Annotated in this window: 20 protein-coding genes, 1 tRNA gene and 1 pseudogene; 9 read left to right on the forward strand and 13 right to left on the reverse strand. The window is 41.5% G+C overall.

Going from position 1 to position 24,617, the window contains the following annotated elements; all coding sequences use genetic code 11:
* Window positions 1–67 precede the first annotated feature (67 nt).
* A tRNA-Met gene (locus AADY36_RS11655) sits at window positions 68–144 on the reverse strand.
* 243 nt (window positions 145–387) lie between these two features.
* Between AADY36_RS11655 and AADY36_RS11660 the strand changes: the two genes are divergently transcribed.
* The gene (locus AADY36_RS11660) at window positions 388–849 is read left to right on the forward strand and encodes a hypothetical protein (RefSeq protein ID WP_285221672.1); all 462 of its coding nucleotides are present in this window, start codon (window positions 388–390) and stop codon (window positions 847–849) included.
* Here AADY36_RS11660 and AADY36_RS11665 read toward each other — a convergent pair.
* The gene (locus AADY36_RS11665; RefSeq protein ID WP_055198034.1) at window positions 844–1,617 is read right to left on the reverse strand and encodes a DUF4124 domain-containing protein; all 774 of its coding nucleotides are present in this window, start codon (window positions 1,615–1,617) and stop codon (window positions 844–846) included. The two genes, AADY36_RS11660 and AADY36_RS11665, sit on opposite strands and share 6 nt — an antisense overlap.
* A 128-nt stretch (window positions 1,618–1,745) precedes the next feature.
* Between AADY36_RS11665 and AADY36_RS11670 the strand changes: the two genes are divergently transcribed.
* The 4 genes from AADY36_RS11670 (at window position 1,746) to AADY36_RS11685 (ending at window position 6,132) form a co-directional block, all read left to right on the forward strand.
* Window positions 1,746–3,296, forward strand: coding sequence for a cryptochrome/photolyase family protein (locus tag AADY36_RS11670; RefSeq protein WP_342409002.1), 1,551 nt, complete (start codon window positions 1,746–1,748; stop codon window positions 3,294–3,296).
* Between the two features lie 117 nt (window positions 3,297–3,413).
* The gene (locus AADY36_RS11675) at window positions 3,414–4,427 is read left to right on the forward strand and encodes a hypothetical protein (RefSeq protein WP_063529139.1); all 1,014 of its coding nucleotides are present in this window, start codon (window positions 3,414–3,416) and stop codon (window positions 4,425–4,427) included.
* Window positions 4,428–4,444: 17 nt separating this feature from the next.
* On the forward strand, window positions 4,445–5,611 hold the full coding sequence (locus tag AADY36_RS11680) for a peptidylprolyl isomerase (protein WP_342409003.1): 1,167 nt from the start codon (window positions 4,445–4,447) through the stop codon (window positions 5,609–5,611).
* Window positions 5,608–6,132: a hypothetical protein gene (locus tag AADY36_RS11685; protein ID WP_055198033.1), complete on the forward strand. Its 525-nt coding sequence runs from the start codon at window positions 5,608–5,610 to the stop codon at window positions 6,130–6,132. Before AADY36_RS11680 ends, AADY36_RS11685 begins: the two co-directional genes overlap by 4 nt.
* A 39-nt stretch (window positions 6,133–6,171) precedes the next feature.
* Here the strand turns inward: AADY36_RS11685 and AADY36_RS11690 are convergent, their stop codons facing one another.
* The gene (locus AADY36_RS11690) at window positions 6,172–6,618 is read right to left on the reverse strand and encodes an Hsp20 family protein (RefSeq protein ID WP_342409004.1); all 447 of its coding nucleotides are present in this window, start codon (window positions 6,616–6,618) and stop codon (window positions 6,172–6,174) included.
* A 270-nt stretch (window positions 6,619–6,888) separates the two neighbouring features.
* On the opposite strand from AADY36_RS11690, the gene AADY36_RS11695 reads away from it, so the two are divergent.
* From AADY36_RS11695 to AADY36_RS11705, 3 genes are all read left to right on the forward strand, one after another.
* Window positions 6,889–7,407 carry a TlpA family protein disulfide reductase gene (locus AADY36_RS11695; protein WP_055021729.1) on the forward strand — a complete coding sequence of 173 codons (519 nt, stop codon included), beginning with the start codon at window positions 6,889–6,891 and terminating at the stop codon, window positions 7,405–7,407.
* Window positions 7,408–7,517: 110 nt separating this feature from the next.
* Entirely contained in the window at window positions 7,518–7,781 is a 264-nt protein-coding gene (locus AADY36_RS11700) for a GrxA family glutaredoxin (RefSeq protein ID WP_054553185.1), read from the forward strand.
* A 147-nt stretch (window positions 7,782–7,928) separates the two neighbouring features.
* Complete coding sequence (locus AADY36_RS11705; protein ID WP_054562104.1) at window positions 7,929–9,734, forward strand: DEAD/DEAH box helicase; 1,806 nt, start codon at window positions 7,929–7,931, stop codon at window positions 9,732–9,734.
* Window positions 9,735–9,897: 163 nt separating this feature from the next.
* Here the strand turns inward: AADY36_RS11705 and AADY36_RS11710 are convergent, their stop codons facing one another.
* From AADY36_RS11710 to AADY36_RS11745, 8 genes and pseudogenes are all read right to left on the reverse strand, one after another.
* Window positions 9,898–11,457: an AbgT family transporter gene (locus AADY36_RS11710; protein WP_342409005.1), complete on the reverse strand. Its 1,560-nt coding sequence runs from the start codon at window positions 11,455–11,457 to the stop codon at window positions 9,898–9,900.
* A 148-nt stretch (window positions 11,458–11,605) separates the two neighbouring features.
* Window positions 11,606–11,884: a YfcL family protein gene (locus AADY36_RS11715; RefSeq protein ID WP_054553188.1), complete on the reverse strand. Its 279-nt coding sequence runs from the start codon at window positions 11,882–11,884 to the stop codon at window positions 11,606–11,608.
* 2 nt (window positions 11,885–11,886) lie between these two features.
* Complete coding sequence (locus AADY36_RS11720; RefSeq protein WP_342409006.1) at window positions 11,887–13,029, reverse strand: ATP-NAD kinase family protein; 1,143 nt, start codon at window positions 13,027–13,029, stop codon at window positions 11,887–11,889.
* Entirely contained in the window at window positions 13,019–13,588 is a 570-nt protein-coding gene (locus tag AADY36_RS11725; protein ID WP_342409276.1) for an elongation factor P hydroxylase, read from the reverse strand. The genes AADY36_RS11720 and AADY36_RS11725 overlap by 11 nt, the downstream gene beginning before the upstream one ends.
* Before the next feature lie 90 nt (window positions 13,589–13,678).
* Window positions 13,679–16,855, reverse strand: a complete 3,177-nt coding sequence (locus AADY36_RS11730) for an HD domain-containing phosphohydrolase (protein ID WP_342409007.1) — start codon at window positions 16,853–16,855, stop codon at window positions 13,679–13,681.
* A gap of 122 nt (window positions 16,856–16,977) precedes the next feature.
* Window positions 16,978–18,570, reverse strand: a pseudogene (locus AADY36_RS11735) (HD-GYP domain-containing protein); the annotation flags it as partial.
* A gap of 944 nt (window positions 18,571–19,514) precedes the next feature.
* The gene (locus AADY36_RS11740; protein ID WP_342409009.1) at window positions 19,515–20,678 is read right to left on the reverse strand and encodes a GGDEF domain-containing protein; all 1,164 of its coding nucleotides are present in this window, start codon (window positions 20,676–20,678) and stop codon (window positions 19,515–19,517) included.
* Window positions 20,679–20,847: 169 nt separating this feature from the next.
* Window positions 20,848–21,498, reverse strand: a complete 651-nt coding sequence (locus AADY36_RS11745) for a glutathione S-transferase family protein (protein ID WP_342409010.1) — start codon at window positions 21,496–21,498, stop codon at window positions 20,848–20,850.
* A gap of 101 nt (window positions 21,499–21,599) precedes the next feature.
* Here AADY36_RS11745 and AADY36_RS11750 point away from each other — a divergent pair, with 101 nt between their 5' ends.
* Complete coding sequence (locus AADY36_RS11750) at window positions 21,600–22,439, forward strand: LysR family transcriptional regulator (protein WP_342409011.1); 840 nt, start codon at window positions 21,600–21,602, stop codon at window positions 22,437–22,439.
* Between the two features lie 60 nt (window positions 22,440–22,499).
* On the opposite strand, the gene aroC is transcribed toward AADY36_RS11750, so the two are convergent.
* Together aroC and prmB are read right to left on the reverse strand one after the other, a co-directional pair.
* Complete coding sequence (aroC, locus tag AADY36_RS11755) at window positions 22,500–23,597, reverse strand: chorismate synthase (RefSeq protein ID WP_287199646.1); 1,098 nt, start codon at window positions 23,595–23,597, stop codon at window positions 22,500–22,502.
* A 65-nt stretch (window positions 23,598–23,662) separates the two neighbouring features.
* Entirely contained in the window at window positions 23,663–24,598 is a 936-nt protein-coding gene (gene prmB, locus AADY36_RS11760; RefSeq protein WP_342409012.1) for a 50S ribosomal protein L3 N(5)-glutamine methyltransferase, read from the reverse strand.
* Window positions 24,599–24,617 lie beyond the last annotated feature (19 nt).

The raw sequence follows: 24,617 nt of genomic DNA on the forward strand, positions 1-24,617 counted from the left end.
TGCGCGACTTCATACAGTAAAAATTACTGTGCATACTAAGTACACTTACAATGCCTTAGCATGTATTTGGTTGCGGGAGCCGGATTTGAACCGACGACCTTCGGGTTATGAGCCCGACGAGCTACCAGGCTGCTCCATCCCGCGCCAATAGATATTAAAAGTAACTTAATATCATTTAATCGAGTGTTAAACACCTCAATTCAATGGCGGCTATTATAAGCATGTAGCGCTCAATTAGCAACCTTCCTACATGAATTAGTTAGACTATTTTTTGCCTAAAAATTTTATGACAACCTTGTCATAAAATTTCCCATAACTGAAAATTCTCGTCTATATTTAGTCATATAATAAGAACAACCTATAGCCTTGGCTATTAAGCGATTTACTATGAGTCTATCTTCATTTCAAAAAAGACTGTTACTACAAGATATTGAATTGCTAAAACCCGATTTCCATCAGTTTACAAGCGCATATCATCGCAGTCTTAGTGCTCGTCAATTAACCATGACAGTGCCTGAGCAAGAAAGCATAACTAAGCGCAGCTATATTCTTTACTGTGCGCTCAACAAAGTAGTAAGCCACCTCGATGACTTACAGCAAGTCACGCCGTTTATTCATTATTTAGCGAATAATTTGAGCTTTTTAAACGTGTCATTTGAAGATATCGATACCCTTTGCGCTGCCTTTATTGATACGCGCAAATCGTATATTCACCACATTAGTGCGCAATTACATCAAGCTTGGCTGCAAGCTACGAGAATATTTGCCAACATCGTAAAAAGTTACTTGTTTGCTTATTCAAATGTGGTGTCGTTTAGCGCCTATTGCCCAGCACGCTTAAGCTCATAGTTTGGTCAATTCGCTGTTGAGCCTATCTATTTGTTTTTGTTCAATGGCGATTAAGGTGTTAAAACGACTCGTTAAAGCTGTCATTTTGTCAGCTAGTGCGTTATCGCTATTCGCATCAGCTAAATTACGAGGGCGGCTACTTAGTTGTTGCTCAAGCTCTGACATTTGCATGTTTAACTCACTTTGATAAGTATCTATTTTATTTTCATGCTCTGAAATTTTACGCATAATTTGTTTTGAGCGAATAAAACTAGCAACCTCATTATTAGCAACCGTATTTGCAGATGAAGTTAACGTGTATTTTTCAGCCGTGAGTCTATCAATACTGCGCTGCTCACTGTCGATAAGCACGCCGTAACGCTCAGATACTGCGGTCATTTGTTTGGCGATTGCAGCTTGTTTTTTAGCCCCCACCAAGTTACGTAGCTGAGCATCTGATTGCTCAGTTAAAGCCACTATCTCCCTGTCCATTTTGAGCTTGAATGTGTCAATTTTATTGTTATGTTCTGCTATTTGCGCATCGATTTGCTTTAAGCGGATATAACGGTCGACCTCTGCGGTATCTTTACCTGCTGATGCTTGTGCAGCATTATCTGACGCGCCCGAAAGGTGTGGATTTTGTTCTTTAATGGTAATCAACTTTGCATCTTTGCCACAGGGCTGTTGGCTAAATTCAGCAACACCGTTTTTCTCACAGTGATAAACAGTGCTGTGGCCCAAAGGGCAAACTAACAGGCTTATAAATAGTAAATGTAAGTTAATTTTCATCTCGACCCTTCCTTAGTAGTGACTCATTAAAAATGCCGCTAATGTACCTTTTATAGACTATATTTATCGATCTATCTTTGTGATTGCTTCGTAGTTACCTAGATTACTTGCGGCAAAGGCTATTAGAAGTGCAATACACCACCTTAAGATTTATTTTTGGCGATCAACTTAATGCAAGCCACAGCTGGTTTAAAGAAAAATCACAACCAGACACGCTGTATGTCATCGCCGAATTAAAACAAGAAACCAACTACGTAAAGCACCACCTGCAAAAAGTGGTCGCCTTCTTTGCTGCAATGGAAAACTTTGCTAATGCACTGACAAAAGCGAATTTAAACTGCCTGCATCTGACACTCGATGACACACAAGATGATGACTCACTACCAGAGCTACTTACCCGGTTAGCTAAGCATTATCAATGCCAGAACATTGAGTACCAATACCCAGACGAATATCGCCTTAAAAAGCAACTTGCAGACTTTTCACAGCAGAGCGAATTTGATGTCAATGCAGTTGATTCGGAACACTTTCTACTACCTTTTAATGATATTGACCAGCACTTTAAGCCAAATAAGCCGGTAAAAATGGAGTTTTTTTATCGTGCTATGCGCAAACGTTTTAATATTTTAATGGACGATGATAATCAACCTCGTGGTGGCAAATGGAATTTTGATCAGCAAAATAGAAACAAGTTAAAACCCAGCGATCTTAAAGAAATCCCAGAACCTTTATGTTTCGGTCACGATGTTAGCAACATCCTTAAACGAGTAGAAATGCACAAACTAAACACCTTTGGTGAGTGCAGCGATACGTTAATTTGGCCAACCACACGCGCTGAAGCAAAGCAGTTACTCGATTTTTTTTGCGATCATTTACTGGTTCATTTTGGTCAGTTTCAGGATGCTATGACATGCCAGTCCCAGTACCAATGGTCTTTGTATCACAGCCGTTTATCGTTTGCCCTTAATACTAAAATGCTGCACCCGATGCAGGTCATCGAGCAAGTGTTAACTAGCTTTGATAAGCAACCTATTGATATTGCGCAAGTTGAAGGTTTTATCAGGCAAATTCTCGGTTGGCGCGAGTATGTACGTGGTATTTATTGGCAAAATATGCCTGATTACGCCAGCAAAAATGCCTTAAATGCAAAGCGCCCCCTACCCGACTATTTTTGGCATGGCAAAACAAACATGAATTGTATGCACCATGCCATTACACAAAGCCTGCAGACAGCTTATGCACACCACATACAACGTTTGATGATCACGGGTAACTTTTGCTTATTAACCGCTATTGAGCCAAGTGAAGTAGATGAATGGTATTTAGGTATTTATATCGACGCCATAGAATGGGTAGAAATGCCCAACACTCGGGGAATGAGCCAATTTGCTGACGGGGGGTTAATTGCCACTAAACCCTATGCTGCCAGTGGTAATTACATCAACAAAATGAGTGATTATTGCAAACACTGTAGTTACAACATCAAAGAAAAAGCCACTGATGATGCTTGCCCATTCAACAGCCTATATTGGCATTTTATGTTAGAGCACGAACAACAGCTATCACAAAACCCACGTATCGGTATGATTTATAAAAACTGGTATAAACAGGATGAATCTGTACAGCAAGCCACTCTCAAACGGGCTAACTGGTGCTTGGATAATTTAGAAAAACTGTAATGACAAAGTACTATATTGGGTAAACTTGTTAATTAAATGTTTAATTGTTTTGTCACTCTAGTGTAATCACGCTCTTTTTTAATAGCGCTGCATATTAAATAACACTTTGAGGACACAATGAAAAAAACACTTATTAGCGCAGCGTTTTTAGTTGCATGCAGCAGTAACGTACATGCGTTTAGTCAAGAAACCCACAAACGTATAGTGATTGATGCCGTTAACTACATGCAACAACACCCAAGCACAACACAATACGCTGCGTTAGTCAGCTATGCTCAGCAAAATAATATGACTGTCACTCAACTTGGCGAGCTACTTGGGCAAGCAGCCTATGACGTCGATGATTTTGAGGACACTTTTTTTTGTGGTGCTATTACAGGTTCTTGCGTTCAAGCACCAGTTTGGGGTGCTGCGGAAAGTATTGTGAAATACACCAGTTATTGGCACTTTCAAAATCACACGCAAGGTGCTGATCAACATGGCAACGACTTTGGCGGCTACAACTATCAAAAACTAACAGTATGGGGAGCGGTTGATAATCTCGCAGCGACATGGCTCAAAGGTGATTACCTTGATGATGGTAAAGGTGGTGAAACAGGCTGGTTCAATGCTGACTCTTCAAAATATAATAGCTATGGCGTTACTGAAGCTCATTACCGTATAGATAGCCAATCAAGTTACAGCATGTATGATGACTTTGAGGATATGCCATTCCAACCTATCGATAACTTAGGGCAGTACTGGTATCAAAGTTACTTACAAAGCGGTAATCCACAGATTTTAGGTTTTGTATTTCACACCACCGATTTACTCCAACCTCATCATACTTGGACAACCTCCGATTTAAATCACTCAAGCTGGGAAAGTTGGGTGAATGATTATTACGACCAAGAAAACCTCAACGATCCAGCCCTTGTTACACAAGCTATGACGACCTTTGCGGCATTAGATACACAATCAACTGATGTACGCCCTTTGTTAACCCAAGGTGGCGCATTTTCGTATGCTCAAGGTGGGATCGTGTTAAATTCAGAAGATCATTACGACCGACTCGATACTGCAAAACAAGTGGTTCCTCATGCGATTGCGATGGTGGTTCACCTACTTAATCATGCCATGGTTGCTCGATAATGCGTGGGCTTTACATTTTGACAGCACTGCTAGGTTTGCTTTTTAGCAACCTAGCAGTTGCTGCGTTTAATCAATACACGGAATCTGAAATTGATCTCATGTGGCAGGTCTACAAAGAGCAAAGCCCTGATATTAGCAAACAGCAAACACGTGCACGTCTATACGAGAATCAATTTTTACTTGAGTACGCGCAGAAAAACATGCCAGAGCTTGTAGAGCGCCAAGCGAGTGTTGGCTTTTCAACTCATTACCATGTAATGCGCTACTTAGATAATCTGTTTATTCATCAGCTAAATCTTAACGATAAACCTGCCACAACTGGGCTTAAACCATTTGATCAACACTGGTTGAAAATCAACTTAGGGCAATACCCGCTGAATGGTCAGTACAGTGATGCCCAAATCAAACAATTCAATGCTATTAAACTCAATTTGTTTGAAAACTCAATGACGCTGTACGAATTTATGGCGCCTCTTTCTATGCAGACTCGCTTTCGTTTGCATCAAGGGGATAGCGACTTGTTCAAAACCGAAATTTTAAAACATCGACAATTTATTTTGCATTTAAAGCAAGCTGACACAGTCTTACAAACACAGCAACTTTCGCTACCCCATCTTTATTCTATAGCCAAGGGCGATATCTTAAGACCTTCGATTCAAAGCTGGTTAGGCATAAAAGGTATTATGCATGTTGATAGTCCTGTGTTAACTCGCTTAGAAAACACGGTAACTGGCACCGAAATCCAGCAATATTACCAGCAACACAAAGAACGATTTCATTATCTAAAATCGGTTAAGGCCCATGGCGGTGAATTTACCGATAGAGAGGCGGCGTTAGCATTTAGAAAGCAAGCAGAATCAAGCTCGATACAACACGCACTAAAGCAATTAAATCAGCCCGATATTTACGCTCAATATAAAAACCACTTAACCCGAGAGCAAAAACGAAATTGGGCAGTACAATTAGCATTCACACAAAAACCTCAACAATTGAGTGAAGTAATACGCTCACCGAATGGTTTATGGGTAGTAGTAATGAGCTACGATCATACTTTTGGCTACTTTAGCGCAAATGACGAAACCGTTCGCTATCAAGCTAAAAAGGCCATCGCAATTGAAAAAGCCAAAAGCAGCTATCAACAAAAGTGGCTGGCTTGGCAAACACACCATGGCGTTAAGCTATGAAATGGTTAGCTTTAGCACTCATGGTACTGTCCAGCGCTGCCGTTGTTATTCATCTGCAAACTCACCCTATTAGTTTAGCACCTGCTGAAAAAGTACCGGTGTCCGTTGAGGTTGAAAAAACAGATGTTCATGATCAGCAAGCACTGACCAGCACGCTCGAAAAGCAAGCCCACCCAGCTACAGAGCAAATCGAAAATGCCAGCATTAAAGCGATAATCACAACACCTGATTATATAGCCCCTATTGCAAAGCAAACCCTGCAAGCAAAGCGGTTTACAGGTGATCTTAATGATCACAAAGCGTATCAGACATATCATCAAGCGCAGCAAACTGAACTAGAACTTCGCTTTATTGATGCCGCAGAGAGTAAAATTGCTACTCTCGAATCCCTTCTAGAACGTGGTAAGCAAGCGGGGTTGTCAGAAGATAAGCTTAATGAAGCCGAAGATAAAATTGCGGCTTTAAAGACGATGCAAGCAGAATTAGTTGCTAAGCATAACGAAAAAAGCCGCCTCAAATGAGGCGGCAAAACTAACTAGGGGAAACAATGCTGTTGGGTATTACTTGTTTTCGAGTAATTTACCATTACCGATTTCGATTTTACGTGGTTTTAAAGCTTCTGGAATTTCACGCTCTAAATCGATACTTAGTAAGCCATTTTCAAGGTCAGCGCCAAGCACTTTAACGTGGTCAACTAATTGGAACTTACGCTCAAAGTTACGCTCTGCAATGCCTTGGTGAATGAACTTACGTTCAGCATTATCTTGTTTATCAGCTTTAGTACCGCTGACTTTCAATGTGTTGTTTTCTGACTCAATGGTCAATTCACTGTCACTAAAACCTGCTACAGCCATAGTGATACGATATTTGTCTTTATCGAGTGCTTCGATGTTGTACGGAGGAAAACTTGGCTGCTTGTCTGTGCGAGCTGCCGCATCCATTAATGATGCTAAATGATCGAAACCGATGAATGAACGATAAAGTGGTGATAAGTCTACTGTACGCATAATTATATCCTCATATTTAAGCGATATTTTGTTAGTACTCTTCTATTGAACCAGTGCTAACAAAGTTAAATTAATACTATATATTTCAATTACTTTAGTTTGTTTGGGACCCATCAGGCGTCCTCACTAAACTATTTATGGGCGGGTAAAATCTTTTCAAGATTTTTAGCAAAAAAAAATTGTAATTTTTTTAAATCAATTGAAATTTTAACCCCCTCGAACTGGTCTGAATTAGTTGATTTTAAAGGGCTAACAACGTACAAAATAACAATGAAAAAAAATCCAACTTTTTTAAAAAAATTTATCAATGTGCTAAAAAATGTCGTGTTAATGGCAGTCGTTGTGTATGCCGTGACCGCATTTCAGCAACGTAATTTACTCTCAACTGATAAAACTCCTGCCCCCTATTTTAATTTAGCCACGCTAAAAAACCCGACAGAGCGGATGACCATTGCACAATTACAAGGAAAGCAAACAGTGGTGTATTTCTTTGCGCCTTGGTGCTCAATTTGTCGTTACAGTATGCCAAATTTAGAAAAGGCTCATCAGCAAGGTAAGTTAAATGCCATAGCAATTGCCCTTGATTACCAAAACATTACAGAAGTTAAACAGTTTACTGATTCACTCGAATTAACAATGCCGGTGTTACTTGGCAGTAAAAGTACAGGTCAAGATTATAAAATCAGTGCCTACCCAACTTATTATGTTATTGATGAGCAGTTGGCCATTACTGCGCATTCTATGGGTTACTCAACAGAACTTGGCCTTAGGATGCGCACACTTGATTAGCTCAATCGCTTTTAGTGAGAAAAAACAGAATAGTGCAATCGATTTTATGCGCTGTTTTTATTCATTTAATCCGTTAAGATGATAAACACATTCAAATCGAGGAGAGCGATATGTTAACTGTAATTTTTGGCCGTGAAGGCTGCCCATACTGTGTTCGTGCAAAAGACGTTGCTGAAAAACTAGCAAATGAGCGTGACGATTTTAAATACCGTTATATCGACATCATTAAAGAAGGCATCAGCAAAGCAGATTTAGAACAGTCTGCAGGCAAACCTTGCCCAACCGTACCACAGATTTTTATTGACCAAGCCCACATTGGTGGCTTCACTGAATTCGAAGCATACGCTAAAGAAAATTTAGGGTTATATCAATAAATTGTAAACGTGGTTGATTTTGGCAATTTTAAACTGATTAAATTATGACCAACATCAACCACATACAAATTAGTTGTAATTTATACAAGCAATTGCATTGTATTTCCTATACAATGCGCGCCTCTTTAAATTCGTTGAGGCGTATTAATGTCAGAACCAGTCACGTTTGAATCTCTAAATCTTTCTCCTGCAATCCTTAAAGCAGTTGAAGAGTTGGGTTACAAGACTCCATCTGAAATCCAAGCTCAATGTATACCGTTATTGCTAGAAAGAAAGGACGTACTGGGACTAGCGCAAACGGGTACAGGTAAAACAGCAGCATTTGCACTGCCGTTACTAAATAATATTGACCCGTCTGTGAAGCAGCCACAGATCCTTGTTTTAACGCCTACGCGTGAACTTGCGATCCAAGTAGCTGAGGCATTCGAACAATATGCTAAGCATACTCGTGGTGTTGAAGTTTTAGCCCTTTATGGTGGCCAAAGCTATAGCATCCAACTAAGTGCACTTCGTCGTGGCGCGCAAATCATTGTTGCAACGCCAGGTCGCTTAATTGACCACATTAACCGTGGCACAATCAAGTTTGAGAGCTTACAAGCCCTTGTTCTTGATGAAGCAGACGAAATGTTACGCATGGGCTTCATTGATGATGTAGAAAGCATCATGGAGAAAACGCCACGTGAAAAGCAAACATGTCTTTTCTCTGCGACCATGCCTAAGCAAATTCAAAATATCAGCAGCAAGTACATGAATGAGCCTGAGCAAGTTCATATTTCTGCGCGTAACTCAACTGTATCAACGGTTGAGCAAGTATTTTGGAATGCACACGTACACAAAAACAAAGCAATCGTTCGCTTCTTAGAAGCAGAACAATACGATGGTGCAATTGTTTTCGTACGTACACGTAACGACACGGTACAGTTAGCTGAATTACTTGAGCGCGAAGGTTTCTCTGCGGCACCACTTAACGGTGACATGAACCAACAAGCACGTGAACGTACAGTAGATCGTTTGAAAAACGGCCTAGTTGATATCGTTATTGCAACAGACGTTGCTGCACGTGGTCTTGATGTAGACCGTTTAAGCTTAGTAATTAACTACGATATTCCACAAGATTCAGAAGCCTACGTTCACCGTATTGGCCGTACTGGTCGTGCGGGTCGTCAAGGTAAAGCGATTCTTTTCGTAAAACATAACGAGCGTTATTTACTTAAAAATATCATTCGTCATACGAAATCTGATATCGCACAAGTTGATTTACCAACAGCTAAAGTTGTTGAAGAAAAGCGTATTAAAGCGCTTCAAGACAAGCTTACAATTGCTCTTGAAAACAAAGACATCACTTTCTTTAATCAAGTTGCTGCTAACATGGCAGAGAAACTTGAGCTAAGTACTGAAGATTTAGCAGGTGCATTACTTTGTTTAGCGCAGCAACAATCACCAATCAAGGTTGAAGAAGTTAAAGTTCAACCACGTGGCGAACGCAACGAGCGTCGTCGCAATGAACGTGGTGATCGTGGCGACCGCCAAGGACGCGAGCGTAAACCTCGTGAGCCGCGTGAGCGCAACAGCCGTAACATGGGTCCTATGGATACTTACCGTATCGAAGTAGGTCGTGAGCACGGTGTACAAGTTAAAAATATCGTTGGTGCGATTGCTAACGAAGCTGATATCTCAAGCAAGTTCATTGGTGATATTCGCTTACATGATAATCACAGTACGGTACAGTTACCACAGAACATGCCAAAAGATGTGCTTGATCACTTCCAAAAGGTATTTATCTGTAAACGTCCGATGAATATGACGCTAACGCAAGACCAAGGTCCTGCGGCTCCTCGCTCTGAGCGCCCAAGCGGTGATCGTGGTGATAAGAAGCGTAACTTCAAAGACCGTGGCGAAAAACGTGGTGGCCCTCGTAAAGAGCGTCGTCCAGTGAGCTTCACTGCGAACTAATCGAAGCTGTAAGCTGTAAGCTGTAAGCTGTAAGCTGTAAGCAATAAAAAACCTTGTCATGAGAGTGACAAGGTTTTTTTGTGTTTGTAGTAAAGCCGTCAGCTATCAGACTTCAGTTTTTTAAAGCCTCAGTTGGATGACTGAGGCTTTGTTACTCTAATCGTTATGAGCCGATGGCTGGGTATGCGTAGCTTGATTGAAGACCTAGTGGAATGCCTAAACCCCAGTACGTGAGTAAGAAGATACTCCAACCGATTAAGAAGGCGATTGAATACGGTAACATCATCGCGATTAAGGTGCCGATACCGGTGCCTTTTACATACTTTTGGCAGTACACAACAACCAGTGGGAAGTATGGCATCAATGGCGTGATGATATTCGAGCTTGAGTCACCTACACGGTACGCAGCTTGCGTTAAATCAGGTGAAATACCCAGTTGCATCAGCATAGGTACAAAGATTGGCCCTAATAGCGCCCATTTTGCTGAGCTTGAGCCAACAAATAGGTTCACGAACGCCGTTAAGAAGATAATACCTACTACCGTGACTGAACTTGGCAGAGCCATTGCTTTTAATAGTTGCGCTCCTTCAATTGCAAGTAATGCACCTAGGTTTGATTTACTAAATGCAGCAATAAATAACGCACAGAAGAACGCCATAACAATATAGTAAGCCATACCGCTCATCGCTTTACTCATTGCATCTATCATATCTTTAGAGCTTTTGAAGGTACCCACGGCAAAACCGTAGACGGCACCTGGGATCCAAAACAGTAAGAAGATAAGTGGCACAATTGATTGCATTAACGGCGAGCGGAAATTAGTTAACGAGCCATCACTGCTGCGCATTGCTGAGTCGGCTGGCGCTGAGACAAACCATAGTAGAGCAAGACCTGCAATCATCACAGTGCTTGCAATGTAGAACGCACGTTTCTCATCACTGCGTGCTTCATCAAAGGCAGGTAGGTCTTCGGTATCTCCATCAAGTGGCGTGTTTTGTAAACGCGGCTCGATGATTTTATCTGTGATATACCAGCCTAATAAGATAATAAATAAGCTCGAAGCTGAGGTGAAAAACCAGTTATTAAGCGGGTTAATCGCCATATCTGGGTTAATAATTTGCGCCGCACTTTGGGTAAAGCTTTGCAGTAACGGGTCAATCCCTGACGGAATAAAGTTTGCGCTAAAGCCACCACTTACCCCAGCAAACGCTGCTGCAATACCAGCAAGCGGATGGCGCCCCATCGCATAGAAAATAACCCCAGCAAGTGGGATCACTAACACATAACCGGCATCAGTTGCGGTATGGCTGACAATCGCCACTAAAATAATAGACGGTGTTAAAAGCTGCTTAGGCGTTACTTTTAACATTAATTTAAGGCCGGTATTAATAAAGCCAGAATGTTCAGCAACACCAACACCTAACATAGCAACCAGCACCACACCAAGCGGAGCAAAGCCAGTGAAGGTTTTAACCATCGAAGATAAGAAGGTGGCAAGGGAGTCCCCTGCTAATAGGTTATTTACAACGATGGCTTCGCCAGTGCGCGGGTCGATTGCATCAAATGTAGTGCCCGAGAAAAGCCAAGATAAAAACCAAATAAGTAGCATTGCGACTAAGAATATAATCGCCGGATCAGGTAGCTTGTTACCTACCCTTTCTATGGTATTTAGAAAACGTGCGATTGCACCACTTGGTGCCTGCACATCATTATTGTTATTCATTTTCAAATTCCCTGGAAAAATATCTCATTAACCTTAACGTATCTAACTACTAAGGTAAATTTTAAGTTAATGGGATTACCTGATAAAGGTAAAGTGATTATGTAAAAAAAGCGACACAGGTCGCTTTACAGAGTTTTATTTAATTAGATTAGGCTGCAAGTGCTTTAACTTCATCCCATAAGCGTACAACAAGCTCTTTATCTTCTTCGTTTAGCTCACCGTTGCGATAAGCTTTAACTAGGCTAGATTCAACTTGATTGTTTAACTCATCAATCGATAAGTTTAATTCTTCTACTTGTGCATAGCCTACAGCTAAGTCAAAGTGACCACGTAAATAACCACCAGCAAATAGCTCGTCGTCTGTTGCTTTATCAACTAAATCATCAAAATATTGCTGCGCTGCATCAATATAACTTACTAAACTCATTGTTACTTCTCCTCTGGGTGCAGCCCATCTTGATGACCCACTGCATACATAATATGGTCATTGAAACCTGTGGTTACGCGAATATAACCACTTAATTCATCGTCTAAGTCACTGTCACCAGTATCGGCAATCAGTGGTCGGCCATTTAAAGCCTGTAATTTAGTTTTAGTGGCTACAACAATAATGTTATCAAGGCCAATAGCACGAATAAGTGCAGGGCTTAATTGCTGATTACCTCGGCCGAAGATATGGCCTTGGCCACCAATTAAGGTGATCACCAATTTGGTTTCTTTACCTTGTGTGAGTTCAAGTAATTGCTGAGCAGTTAAATCCTGCGCGATAAGCTCTTGGTCTGCCACTAAGTCTACACCTAGCAAGGTATTTTCAAGACCCATTTCTTCCATAATTGCCGCGACTGTAGAACCACTCCCCATCACATATAAGCAGTCTTCATCCATTTCACTAACAACATAGGCAGCTATATCGGCAAGCACTAATTCATCGGTTTCTTTACCGCCATTTTTCACTGCCTGTACATATCGTACTTCACTAGGCACTTGCATTTCACCATAGCGCTTAGCTTTTACCGTGCCTTCGCGAAATGCTTCTTCGTCGATATCCATCACATCAGCATCGCCAAGGCTTACAAGTTCACCTTTAACTAGCATCTCAACAACACGCCCAGCAGCTTTTGGGGTAATAGCATAAACCCCAGAATGAATTTTACAGCCTGCAGGAATACCTAATACAGGAGTGCTATCGCCAACCGCATGGCAAATATTGCGGGCAGTACCATCGCCCCCCGCAAATAAAATAAGGTCAACACCTTGCTCAACTAATAGCTTGGCAGCCTGCTCTGTGTCATCTGGGGTGGTGATATCGTTTGTTTGGTAAATAACTTGGCTTTGAAAGCCTAGTTGCTTTGCCGTTTGCTCGCCCATTTCACCGTTTACAGTGTAAATGATTAAGTCATCTTGATGGGCAAGCAGCACTTCAAGTGCCGCTCGGGTGCGTAAGTTTGCTTTTGGCTCAGCACCAAGTTGCATTGCTTTTGCGGCGGTATCTGCGCCATCACTGCCCTTTAGTGCGACACTGCCACCTAAGCCGGCAACCGGATTTACAATCAAACCTAATTTAAACTGCATCAGATAAAGCTCCTGGGTTGCCATGAAAATCGCGCTGCCACGTAAACTGAGCAGCCGATAGTGGCCATGGGGTTTTATAGAAATCACTCAATGCTTTAAGAAGTGCTGTCGTGCGCTGATTAAAGCCAGATGCTAAAAAGCTCAACACTTGCTGGTGAACTCGCGCTTGAAAATTGAATCGACAGGTTTGCTCGCCATTTAAATTATCAACCGATACATTAAAATCAAAACCTGCTGCAGTACTGAGCGCCCACTCTATAGCTTGGGGCTTTACTTCAACTGCTTCAAATTCAGCTTGCTGGTGCTTATCACGACCATCTGGGCAATACCAATAGCCATAATCTTCTTTTAACCGACGTGCCTCACCAGCCACCAGCCAATGGGCAATTTCGTGTAAAGCACTGGCATAAAAACCGTGGGCAAACACAATTTGGTGATAAGGCGTTTGCTCATCAGCAGGCAGGTAAATAGGTTCATCATCACCCTTTATCAAACGCGTGTTATGGCTTTGATAAAAGGTGCTTTCAAAAATAGCGATTAAGTCAGCAATTTGATGCATACGGCTTGAATTCATCTCGTTAAAAGCGTCACTAAAAACGAGGCGAATTGTACGGACTTTTCACTCTAAAGTAAAAGCAACCGCCCTCAGTTACAGGTATTTTGCGATATCAACATCATCGATTTGCTCTGGGTTTAAATAGCGTTTTGCATATTCAAGGTAAATACCTGATGTTAAAAATAATTTGAACACATCTTCATCAACATGCTGATCGGCTACCATCTTGGCTAAAATATCAATGGCAACACTGAGTGGCTTGGCTTTTTTATAAGGTCTATCGGCAGCGGTTAATGCTTCGAAGATATCAGCCAGCACTAGCACACGCTCAGGTATCGATAAATCATCTGCAGATAACTTACGCGGATACCCCGTGCCTTTTAGAGTTTCGTGATGGGTCGAGGCATAACGTGGCACCCGTGCTAATTCTTCAGGGAACGGCACATTATCGAGCATTCGAATGGTACTGATAATATGCTCATTAATTTTAAAGCGATCTTCATTTGTTAACGTACCGCGCTGAATTTGCAAGTTATACAGCTCACCTAGATTATACTTGTATTCAGGAATGCTTACTTTAATGCCTAAGCGCTCGTCATACTCAATAGGTTTATCATGGGTGATCAGATGTTCTGGCTTATCTGAAAGTAGCTTTTCAGTAACAGGCAACTGCTCATCATTACTATGAACTCGCAGCTCTTCAACTGGCGAAAGGCCTATTTTATCGTCAAAATGTCGCTGCCAAGTTATGTTACTGAGCGCCTCTAAACGCTTAAGGCTTGCTTCATCCATAAACTCGCCACCCACATTGCACGCAGCGATAAACGAAAAATCACTGCGTAATTGTGCTTGGCGTTTGCCAAGCTCGGCCTCAAGCTCAGGTTGCTTTTCTGGTGAGCTTTGCAACGCTTTTAAATAAGCGATTTCTGCATCTCGCCATAGCACTTCAAAACGTGTACGCACTTCATGAATACGGTTATAAATAGTTTCTAACTTAGTGCCTTTGTCTACGATATGCTCTGGGGTGGTGATTTTACCGCAGTCATGTAGCCAAGCCGCGAGGCTAAACTCTCTTAACTCGTCTTTATTTTTAAAGGCAAACTCTTTAAAAGCGTGTTCATTGGAACTTGAAGCCGCTTTGGCCAACATAATGCCCAGTTCTGGTACTCGTTCGCAGTGCCCTGCTGTATAGGGCGATTTATCATCGATGGCCTGCGCAATAAGCTCAATAAATGATTCCATTAAGGCTTTTTGATTTTGCTCATGCTGCTGAATAGATTGACTCATTTGCACCATGGAGTTGGCCAGGTTATTGATTTCTTTAATACTGCTTTTTAACGTTGAAACTTGGCCAAACTGACGCCGCTTTATCTTTAAGTTTTCGCCCTCTAAGGTCTTAATAGGTGCAACAATGGGTGAGGCAAAAAACCACGACACCGGCAATACCATAATTAAGCATGCGGCAGTGATAAAAATAGAGAGCTTAATTTTCTCACGGGTAGAGCTTAGTACCCCCTCTTTCGGCACCACTATCGCTAAGTAATCGCTATTAATGCCCCCTTCTGAAAGCGGAGTGATATACACGTACTTTTCAATGCCATTTAGGGTCATCAAACGTAAATGGGCAAAGTTTGTTTCATCTGTAATTAAAGTTAAAAACTCAGGATATGGCACAGTGCCAATAACTTGTGTTTGCTGACTGGCATCGCTCCCTAACCATTTTCGCTCGAGTGCCGCAATGTACGAATTTGGCAACTGAGTAATTGCCATATCAATTAAGTCTTTAAGCGCTGCATCCTCTGGATGAAACAATAAATGCAGGGTATCGGGTAGTAGATCGTGGCTATAACTATCAAGCTGATTGTACTGAATACCATCAATAAAAAACTGCTTTTGGGTGTACTTGAATACCGCCTCGTTATCTAAACCAGCATAGACGCGCCCTTGGCTTACTGCATCAAGCACCGCTTTAGTACTCGGTAGCTCAACAATATCGATGTCGGGAAAGTGCTCTTTGATCACTTTAATCACCGACCAGCCCTCGCCTATAGCCAACTGTTTGCCTGCTAACTGCTTCATAGTAACAATTGGTGTGGACCCTTTTGCTGTAATGATACTGAACGGTAAGGTCGCCATAGTTTGGCTCATAAGACCAAGCGGCTCATTGGCAGGCGTTTTAAAAATAGGCTGAATAATGTCTATTTCATCTTTTGCAAATTGGCTTAAAAACTCAGCCCAGGTAAAGCCATTAATAAAAGTCACCTTAATTCCAAGTAACTCAGCCAAACCATTAATATAATCAATGCTATAGCCTTTTGGGTTTCCGCCAACACTAAAGTCCATTGGTGGCCAATTGGTTTCGTTAGAAACACTTAAATAAGGGTACTTCGCCAATACACTTTGCTGATCTTCAGTAAGAGGCAGTTTTTCAAGCCTTGGCAATAGTAAGCCATTTTTTTGTTGGTTAGAGGCAACAATTTCACCTTCTTTATTGTAAATATACAGCTCACTTAAATACTGACTGCTCATTTTACTTTGCTGTTTACTTAAATACTCAGAGATGCTCGATAAGCTCACGTCTAACGCCAATACACTGTTTTCTCTTGCCGACTTTATCGAATAGGTTTGCCCGGGAGCTTGTAGGTGGGTGAAAAAATACGGCTTGGTTTTATTGACTCGGGTCGAGTTTGCTTGCTTAAACCACAAACGCTCTCGCGGATCATAGCTGGTACTCTTTGTTTGAGAGATACGCAAATTAAATTGCTGATCAAAGTAATGAGTATGCTGAACACGCTCAGCCCCTTCGCCGGTAATGTGGATCACGACCCAGCGATCTGCTTCGATGGCTTGCAACTGCTGGCGAACAATTTCACTACTTTCTAAATTAATTAATTCATAAAAGTCACCATTTTCATAGCCGACATATAAGGCATAAAACAATGGATTGAGCTGCATGATTTCGCTCATGACATCTCTCAGTTCACTTTTATCTTCGCTGTCGGCGCTGATAAGGCTGCTGTTTTGTACCATCACACTTAATGTGTTTTCTGACTTTTCATTCACCCCAGTAAGGTAATCAGCAACGGAGCCGGTGGCTAAATTAAAGTTTTTAACACTGGCTTCTAAAGCCATTTTTTCACTGAAATAATATTGCAGGCTAATTGCAATCAGGGCTGTTAATGAGGTGGCTAATACGAACACCGCGACAACGGTAAGACGAATCGAGAAACGAATTTTTTGTTTAAGTTTTTGAAAAGCAGATACCAGCACTTATGCATCTCCTTGCAATGCTTTGTTCGTAAATAATATTAGCTTGTATAATCTTTATACACCAATAACTTTGTATTACAAACAAAAACACTGCAATATTAGCCTAAAGCATAAGCAAATAATTATCTTAGATATTTTTGAATATCGACCGAATCGATTTGCGACTCATGTAAAAACTGTTTTGCATATTTTAGGTATATGCCTGAAGTTAAAAAGAGCTCAAATACGTCACGGTCAATGTGATCGTCATCGACCATTTTCGCTAAAATATCAATAGCAACACTCAGAGGTTTCGCTTTTTTATAAGGTCTATCTGCTGCGGTTAATGCTTCGAAGATGTCAGCAAGTACTAACACACGTTCAGGTATTGATAACTGCTCAGCGGTTAATTTTCGTGGATAACCGGTGCCTTTTAAGGTTTCGTGGTGGGTTGACGCATAACGCGGAACTCTCGCTAATTCTTTAGGGAATGGCACACTTCCAAGCATACGAATTGTGCTGATCACATGCTCATTGATCTTAAATCGGTCTTCCGCTGTTAACGTGCCCCGTGCAACCGACAAGTTATACACTTCGCCAAGGTTATATTTATACTCAGGAATGACCATATTAATGCCCAAACTCTCTGGGTACTCAACGGCTTTTTCGTGTGGAATTAAATCACTTGGCTTATCGCTCAGCAGTGACTCTTCGACAGGTAAATGCTGATTCTTCAAATCAGCCATACGCATTTCTTCAAGGGGCGATAAACCTAAACTAGCGTCAAAATGGCGCTGCCACTTAATGCTAGCAACCTCATGTAAACGAGACAGCTGCGCTTCATCCATAAACTCACCACCAATATTACAGGCAGCAATAAAGCTAAAGTCTGCGTGTAACTTTTCAGTTTGTTGCTCAAGCTTTTGCTCAAGCACAGATTGCTGCTCTGGGTGCGCTAATAGTTGCTCATAGTAAGCAATTTTTGCATCACGCAGCAGCACTTCAAACCGGGTGCGTACTTCATGAATACGGTTATAAATGGTTTCGAGCTTAGTGCCTTTATCAACAATATGCTCTGGTGTGGTGATTTTACCGCAATCGTGCAACCACGCTGCTAAACGAAACTCGCGTCGCTCATCAGGGGTTTTAAAGCTGAACTCAGAAAACGCCTCATCTGTTGAACCAGATGCTGCATCAGCAAGCCAAATACCCAGCTCTGGCACCCGCTCACAATGCCCTGCCGTATAGGGAGATTTATCATCAATGGCTTGCGCAATAAGCTCAACAAAGGACTCCATCAACGCTTTTTGAGAATCTTCATGTTGCTCAATGGAGCGACTCATATCGACCATCGAACTAGCTAAATAATGGATCTCTAAAATATGGCTCGAAAGCGTTGATACCTCATTGTAATCGCGCTGTTGAATTTTTTTATTCTCACCCACTAGTTTAAGTATTGGGTTAACGATTGAAGAGGCAAAAAACCAAGAAACGGGCAGCAGCAAGAGTAAAAATAAACCCGTGACTAAAATTGAAATTCGTATTTTTTCTTTAATTACTGCTAATACATCATCTTTAGATACCAGTACTGTAAAATAATCCACTTCATCAGATTGCATATCGCTACTGAGCGGCAGAGGCAGCACAAACATGTACTTTTCTATACCCTTTTCATGGACGCTCAGCATTTTACCAAATTGATGCGCTTTATTAGCAAGCCCTGATTGCTGCTCATCTAATTTAACTAACTGGGATAAATCAGCAAAACTATGCTGATGGCTTTGATTTTTACTGCTCGCAATAATCTCGCCATCACCCCGATAAACATACATTTCACTTTCAACTAAGTGCTTCATTTTAGTTTGTTGTGCGGTTAAGAAGTGATTCAAACTTGCACTGGCAATATCAATCGCTAATACATCGCCTGTTTGCGCTGATTTAATTGCATAGGTATAACCTGGTACATCAAATACGTTAAACACGTACTGCTCAGTTTTCGTCACCGAAGTACTGATTGCATCCTGAAACCAAACTCGGGTGCGCGGGTCGTAATCTGTCGCTTTAGTGTTGCTTTTGCGAACGTTGAGCGACTCATCTAGATAAGTGGTTACTTGCTCACGCTCGCTGCCCTGCCCTGTAATTTGGTAAACCAGCCAATGATCGTCTTCATCAAGTTGAAACGATGAAGGAAGCTTTGCATAGCCTTTTAAATTAATAACCTGTAATAAGTCGCCATTAGCATGACCAAGAATAAGCGAATAAAAGTCTGGATGGCGCGTTAAAATTTCGAGCAATACATACTGTAAAATCTCTTTGTTATCTTGGCTATTCGAAAAGAGTCGCGTGTCGTGGATCATCACGCTCAAGGTATTATCGGCACGCTCATTGATTCTGGTGATGTGATCGGCTATTTGTTGGCTAGTTTGTTTAAATTGCTCAGATTTAGTTTGCAGTATCAGCTTTTCACTAAAGTAATAATGCAGACTAATCGCCACCACGGCTGTGAGTAAGCTTGCAAGGGCAAATACCAGCAGAACACTGGCCCTAATTGAAATTTTATACCCTTTATCGTGGCGTGTTAGCATTCGCGACTCCTTGCTTGCTAATCTAAGAAAGTAATCTGATTAAAGATTATACCGAAATGAGTACAAGGTACATGTTTTAACTCATATTAAAGCTGTTAAAGTTTAATAACTAATTGATTACGCCCAGCATCTTTAGCCTGATATAGCGCAGCATCAGCCCTTGCAATTACTAACTTTTGTTCTTCTTCTCGCATCACAGTCAAACCAAAACTTGCTCGAATCGGTAGAGATAACCCCTCAACTTGCAACATCTCAGCATTCAGCCGTGAGATCATACTATTAATAATGACAGTAGCATCTGGCACTGAACATAATGGCAACACAATAACAAACTCTTCACCACCGAAGCGATATACATCATCTGAGGTACGCAACGACTGCGTTAAAAAAGCAGAAAACCGTTGTAATACCACATCACCTACCTCATGACCGTGGGTATCGTTAACACGTTTAAAATAATCAATATCTGCCAAAATGACGCACACCTGTTTTGACTCACCCTGTTGCTGCTGAGTAAGCCTTTGGTACTCTGGGTAAGCATTATCAAAAGCGCGTCTGTTTGGCAGTTGAGTGAGTGAGTCTCTAAGTGCTTGGGTTTTCATTTCGTGAGCAAGTTGCGCAAGCTGAGTATTCCTTACAAACAGCTCCCTACGGATAATATGTTCGTGAGCAGCCATGATCATGCCTGCTAAGTTAGCCGCCAGATGCGCTAAAATGACCATATAAAGAGAGTGGTTAGAAATTTCTTTATTAAAATAGATAACAGAGATAGCAAGTGCACTATATAAAGTACTTAAAAATACAGATAACTTAATTGATACTAAGGTCGAAAAGTAAAATGTAATCAAAATGATTAAATCAAAAAACATATGCAGAATGTAAAAACGTTCATAAGTAATAGCCATAAACTGCATATTCAAAAATAAGAACAGCATAAATACAGATATCACCAAACGAAATAACTGGATAGTTTTGATATAACTCAGACCAAAAGCACTAAGTACGCATACTGAAACCATAATAATTCGGCCAGTTAGAGCAATATCAGGCCAAAATGAAGCTTGAATAATCATCTTATCGAAGAAGGTTACAAGCGTGGTAACTAAAGCAATTATGCAGCAAAAAAATTGCGCTATTTTTTTATCTTGTGCAAATTTACTTTGTAAAAATATTTGCTCTACCTGCAGCGACTTAAACTGACAGGCATAGCGATCTATCGTCATATCTTGATTAAATAATTTTGCTGCAAAAGCGCCCATAAATAAATGCCTACTACGAAAGGGGGGTGTTCGATTAAAGAGCAACTACTCTAGTATAGAGTGTATATTCACTAATTAAACTAGTATTTTTGTATAAAAATACGACAAAACACCCCAAATAAAAGTATAGTAGACAATAAATTAAATAGGAAAATATTCTAAATTTCAGTTAGTTGATTTCTTCACCCGCTTCATCACAGTCTACAATATCGGTTTCTTTAAGGGCTTCGCTGATCCAGCTTTGCATTACCGGGCAACTAAGTACGTGCTGACAATAAGCTTGTGCAGCATGCGAAAGCTCCACCTGATACGTTTTGAAGCGCAGCACCACAGGTGCAAACATCGCATCAACAATAGAGAACTCACCAAATAACCATGCATTAGGGTAACTTTGCTGCTGAGCAGAAAATATCTCATCGATACGCGCAATGTCTTTTTTAGCTTGCTCTGATAATTCAACATGCCTGTTAGCGCGAATATTCATTGGCATTTCACTGCGAAGTGCAGCAAAACCAGAGTGCATCTCAGCCGCTAGACTGCGCGCTTTTGCTCTTTGGGCTATTTCACTAGGCCAAGCAGCACCATTTAGATAAGCATCATTGATGTATTCACAAATAGCGAGTGAATCCCACACGATTAATTCAGCATCAATAAGGGCCGGCACTTTTTGCACGGGAAACTTACTTTTTAATGCTTCATAAAACTCAGGCGTATCTAAAACTAATTGCAGCTCTGTAAAAGAGATATTGAATTTACTCAGCAAATACCACGCCCGCAATGACCAAGTTGAGTAGTTTTTATTGCCAATAAATAATTGCATTGTGCTTCCTTTAACGTTTAGATTAAGCTCACTATAAAACAGCAATTGGGTAATTACTCGCCAATTGTTTTTATGCCACCTATAAGAAAAGCTGATACATTATGGATATTGATGCCCTCAGAACTTTTTGTGCCTTTGTTGATACAGGCAGCTTCACCCGCGCTGCAGCACAAATTTGCAGAACCCAATCTGCGGTAAGTATGCAAATGAAAAAGCTTGAACAAGACCTCGCAAGTCCGCTATTTGAAAAGCAAGGCCGTCAGTTGGTGCTAAGCCATCAAGGCCACCAGCTAGCAAGCTATGCAAAGCAATTGATAGCGCTTCATGATGAAGCCTTTAAGCAATTAAAAGCAGGCACTGGCAATTTACGTGTGCGCATTGGTTGTCCTGATGACTATGCCCACTCTTTACTACCAGAGCTTGTTGATGCTTTACACCAACAGTTTAATGCACTGGATTTACAAATAAGCTGCGCCCCTAGTACTGAGCTTAGAGCCAAACTAGACCAAGGTATGCTCGATTTGGTGATTGCCACTCGCTCGCCAGACAGCGAAGAAGGCTACTTATTGCAATCAAGCCAAGGCGTATGGGTGAAAAGCCCCGCTTTTAAGATTAACGAGTCAACCCCGCTTCCTATCGCCTTGTTTCAACGAGACTGTAAATTTCATCAAGCCAGCATTGAGGGTCTATTAAAAGCCGAGCGTCGTTTTAATATTATTGCCTGTTGTGGCTCAGCGGGAGCATTACATGGCTTGATCAAACAAGGACTGGCAATTGGCAGTATGGCGCGAATAAGCATGCAATCAGGTGTGGAAGAGATCTGCGGTATCTCACTTCCGGTACTGCCTGTTATTGATATCGTGCTGCTTTACGGTAATCATGCCCACAACCCACTCAGTCATGAGCAGCTTAAGCAGCTTGTGGATTTGATTAAGACATAAAAAAAGCGCGATGATAATCATCGCGCTCATTAACTGCGTTTACTTTATTTAAAGTCGCGCTTAAATCGAACCTTTGATTGGTCCATGTTCGTGGCTTACATGTGGGTTTTGACCACGTTGGCGCAATAAGTGATCCATTAAGGTAATCGCCATCATCGCCTCAGCAATAGGAATTGCACGAATACCTACACATGGGTCATGACGTCCTTTGGTGATCATCTCTACCGCTTCGTTGCTGGTATTAATGCTGTTACCCGGAATGGTAATGCTTGAGGTTGGCTTAAGTGCGATAGAGGCAATGATGTCTTGCCCTGTCGAGATACCTGCAAGTACACCACCCGCGTGATTTGATGTAAAACCATCAGGAGTTAACTCATCACGGTGCTCAGAGCCTTTTTGCTCAACCACATCAAAGCCATCACCGATCTCAACGCCTTTTACTGCATTAATGCTCATCAATGAGTGTGCAAGCTCTGCATCAAGGCGATCAAATACTGGCTCACCTAAGCCTACAGGCACATTTTTAGCAACCACTTTAACTTTAGCGCCTACCGAATCACCTTGTTTTTTTAGGTCGCGCATGTACTCATCAAGCGCGTCTAATTTACTCGGATCAGGGAAGAAAAATGCATTGGTTTCCACTTCATCCCAGTTGTAATCTTCAGCTTTAATTGGCCCAAGCTGGCTCAAACAAGCACGCACTTCGATACCATGAAACTGTTTTAAGTATTTTTTTGCAATTGCACCTGCGGCTACACGAATCGCCGTTTCACGGGCAGAAGAGCGACCACCACCTCGGTAATCACGAATACCGTATTTATGCCAATAAGTATAATCACCATGACCTGGGCGAAATACCTCGGCAATTTTGCCGTAATCTTTTGAACGTTGATCGGTGTTTTCAATCAGTAAACCAATGCTAGTACCAGTGGTTTTACCTTCGAACACACCTGAAAGAATTTTTACTTCGTCACTTTCGCGGCGCTGTGTTGTATAACGACTTTGCCCCGGCTTACGACGGTCTAAATCTATTTGTAAATCGGCCTCGCTAATTTCAAGACCTGCTGGTGTGCCATCAACAACGCCGCCTAATGCAACGCCGTGGCTCTCACCAAAGGTGGACACTTTAAATAGTTGCCCGATGCTATTACCTGCCATTAATTTTCCTCATTCCTAATGACTACTGAGACCGAGCCCTCAGGCTCGGCTTTTAAAATCTGCTGTTAATCTTCGAAATAGTTAACAAGCTGCTGTTTGCTGATCACAAACACACCAAGGCCACCTTGTTCAAATTCAACCCACTCAAATGGTGCGCCTGGGTACAGCTCTTCCATATGTACCATAGAGTTACCAACTTCGACAAATAACAAACCGTTATCAGTTAGATGCTCTGCGGCTTCAGCTAAGATGGTGCGAGTAACATCAAGACCATCATGACCCGATGCTAAACCAAGCTCTGGCTCGTGATGGAATTCACGCGGTAAATCAGCCATATCTTCAGCGTCAACATACGGTGGGTTAGCTACTATTAGGTCATATTTTTGACCTGGAACACCACTAAACACATCTGACTGAATTGGCAGTACACGGTCATTTAGCATGTAATCGCTAATATTAATATCAGCAACTTCGAGCGCTTCATATGAAATATCAACCGCATCAACCTGTGCATCTTCAAATGCTTGTGCAAGTGCAATAGCAATACATGCAGAGCCGGTACATAAATCAAGAATACGCGTTACTGAGCTTGGCTCTTCTAACCAAGGTGCAAAGCGGTTGTTAATTAGCTCAGCAAATGGCGAACGTGGAATTAACACGCGCTCATCAACATAAAACGGCATACCTGCAAACCACGCTGTGTTGGTCAGGTACGGTACTGGCGTACAATCATTAATACGCTCTGCAATTAGTTCAGCTAAACGGTTTTTCTCGGTGCTGGTTAAACGCGCATGCATTAACTCTTTTGGCGCATCTATTGGCAAACTTAATACAGGTAATAGTAAGCTAACTGCTTCATCCCACGCATTATCTGTGCCGTGCCCAAAGAAAATACCACTGCTGGCAAATTGACTGGTTGTCCAACGTAACCAATCATGCAACGTTGAAAGTTCTGCAATTGCCTCGTCTAAAATTGCGTCTTCTATCTGGAAATGGTTCATGTATGTTCCTTAACTTTCA

The organism is Pseudoalteromonas sp. D15MCD-2, assembly GCF_038562745.1.
GTDB lineage: Bacteria > Pseudomonadota > Gammaproteobacteria > Enterobacterales > Alteromonadaceae > Pseudoalteromonas.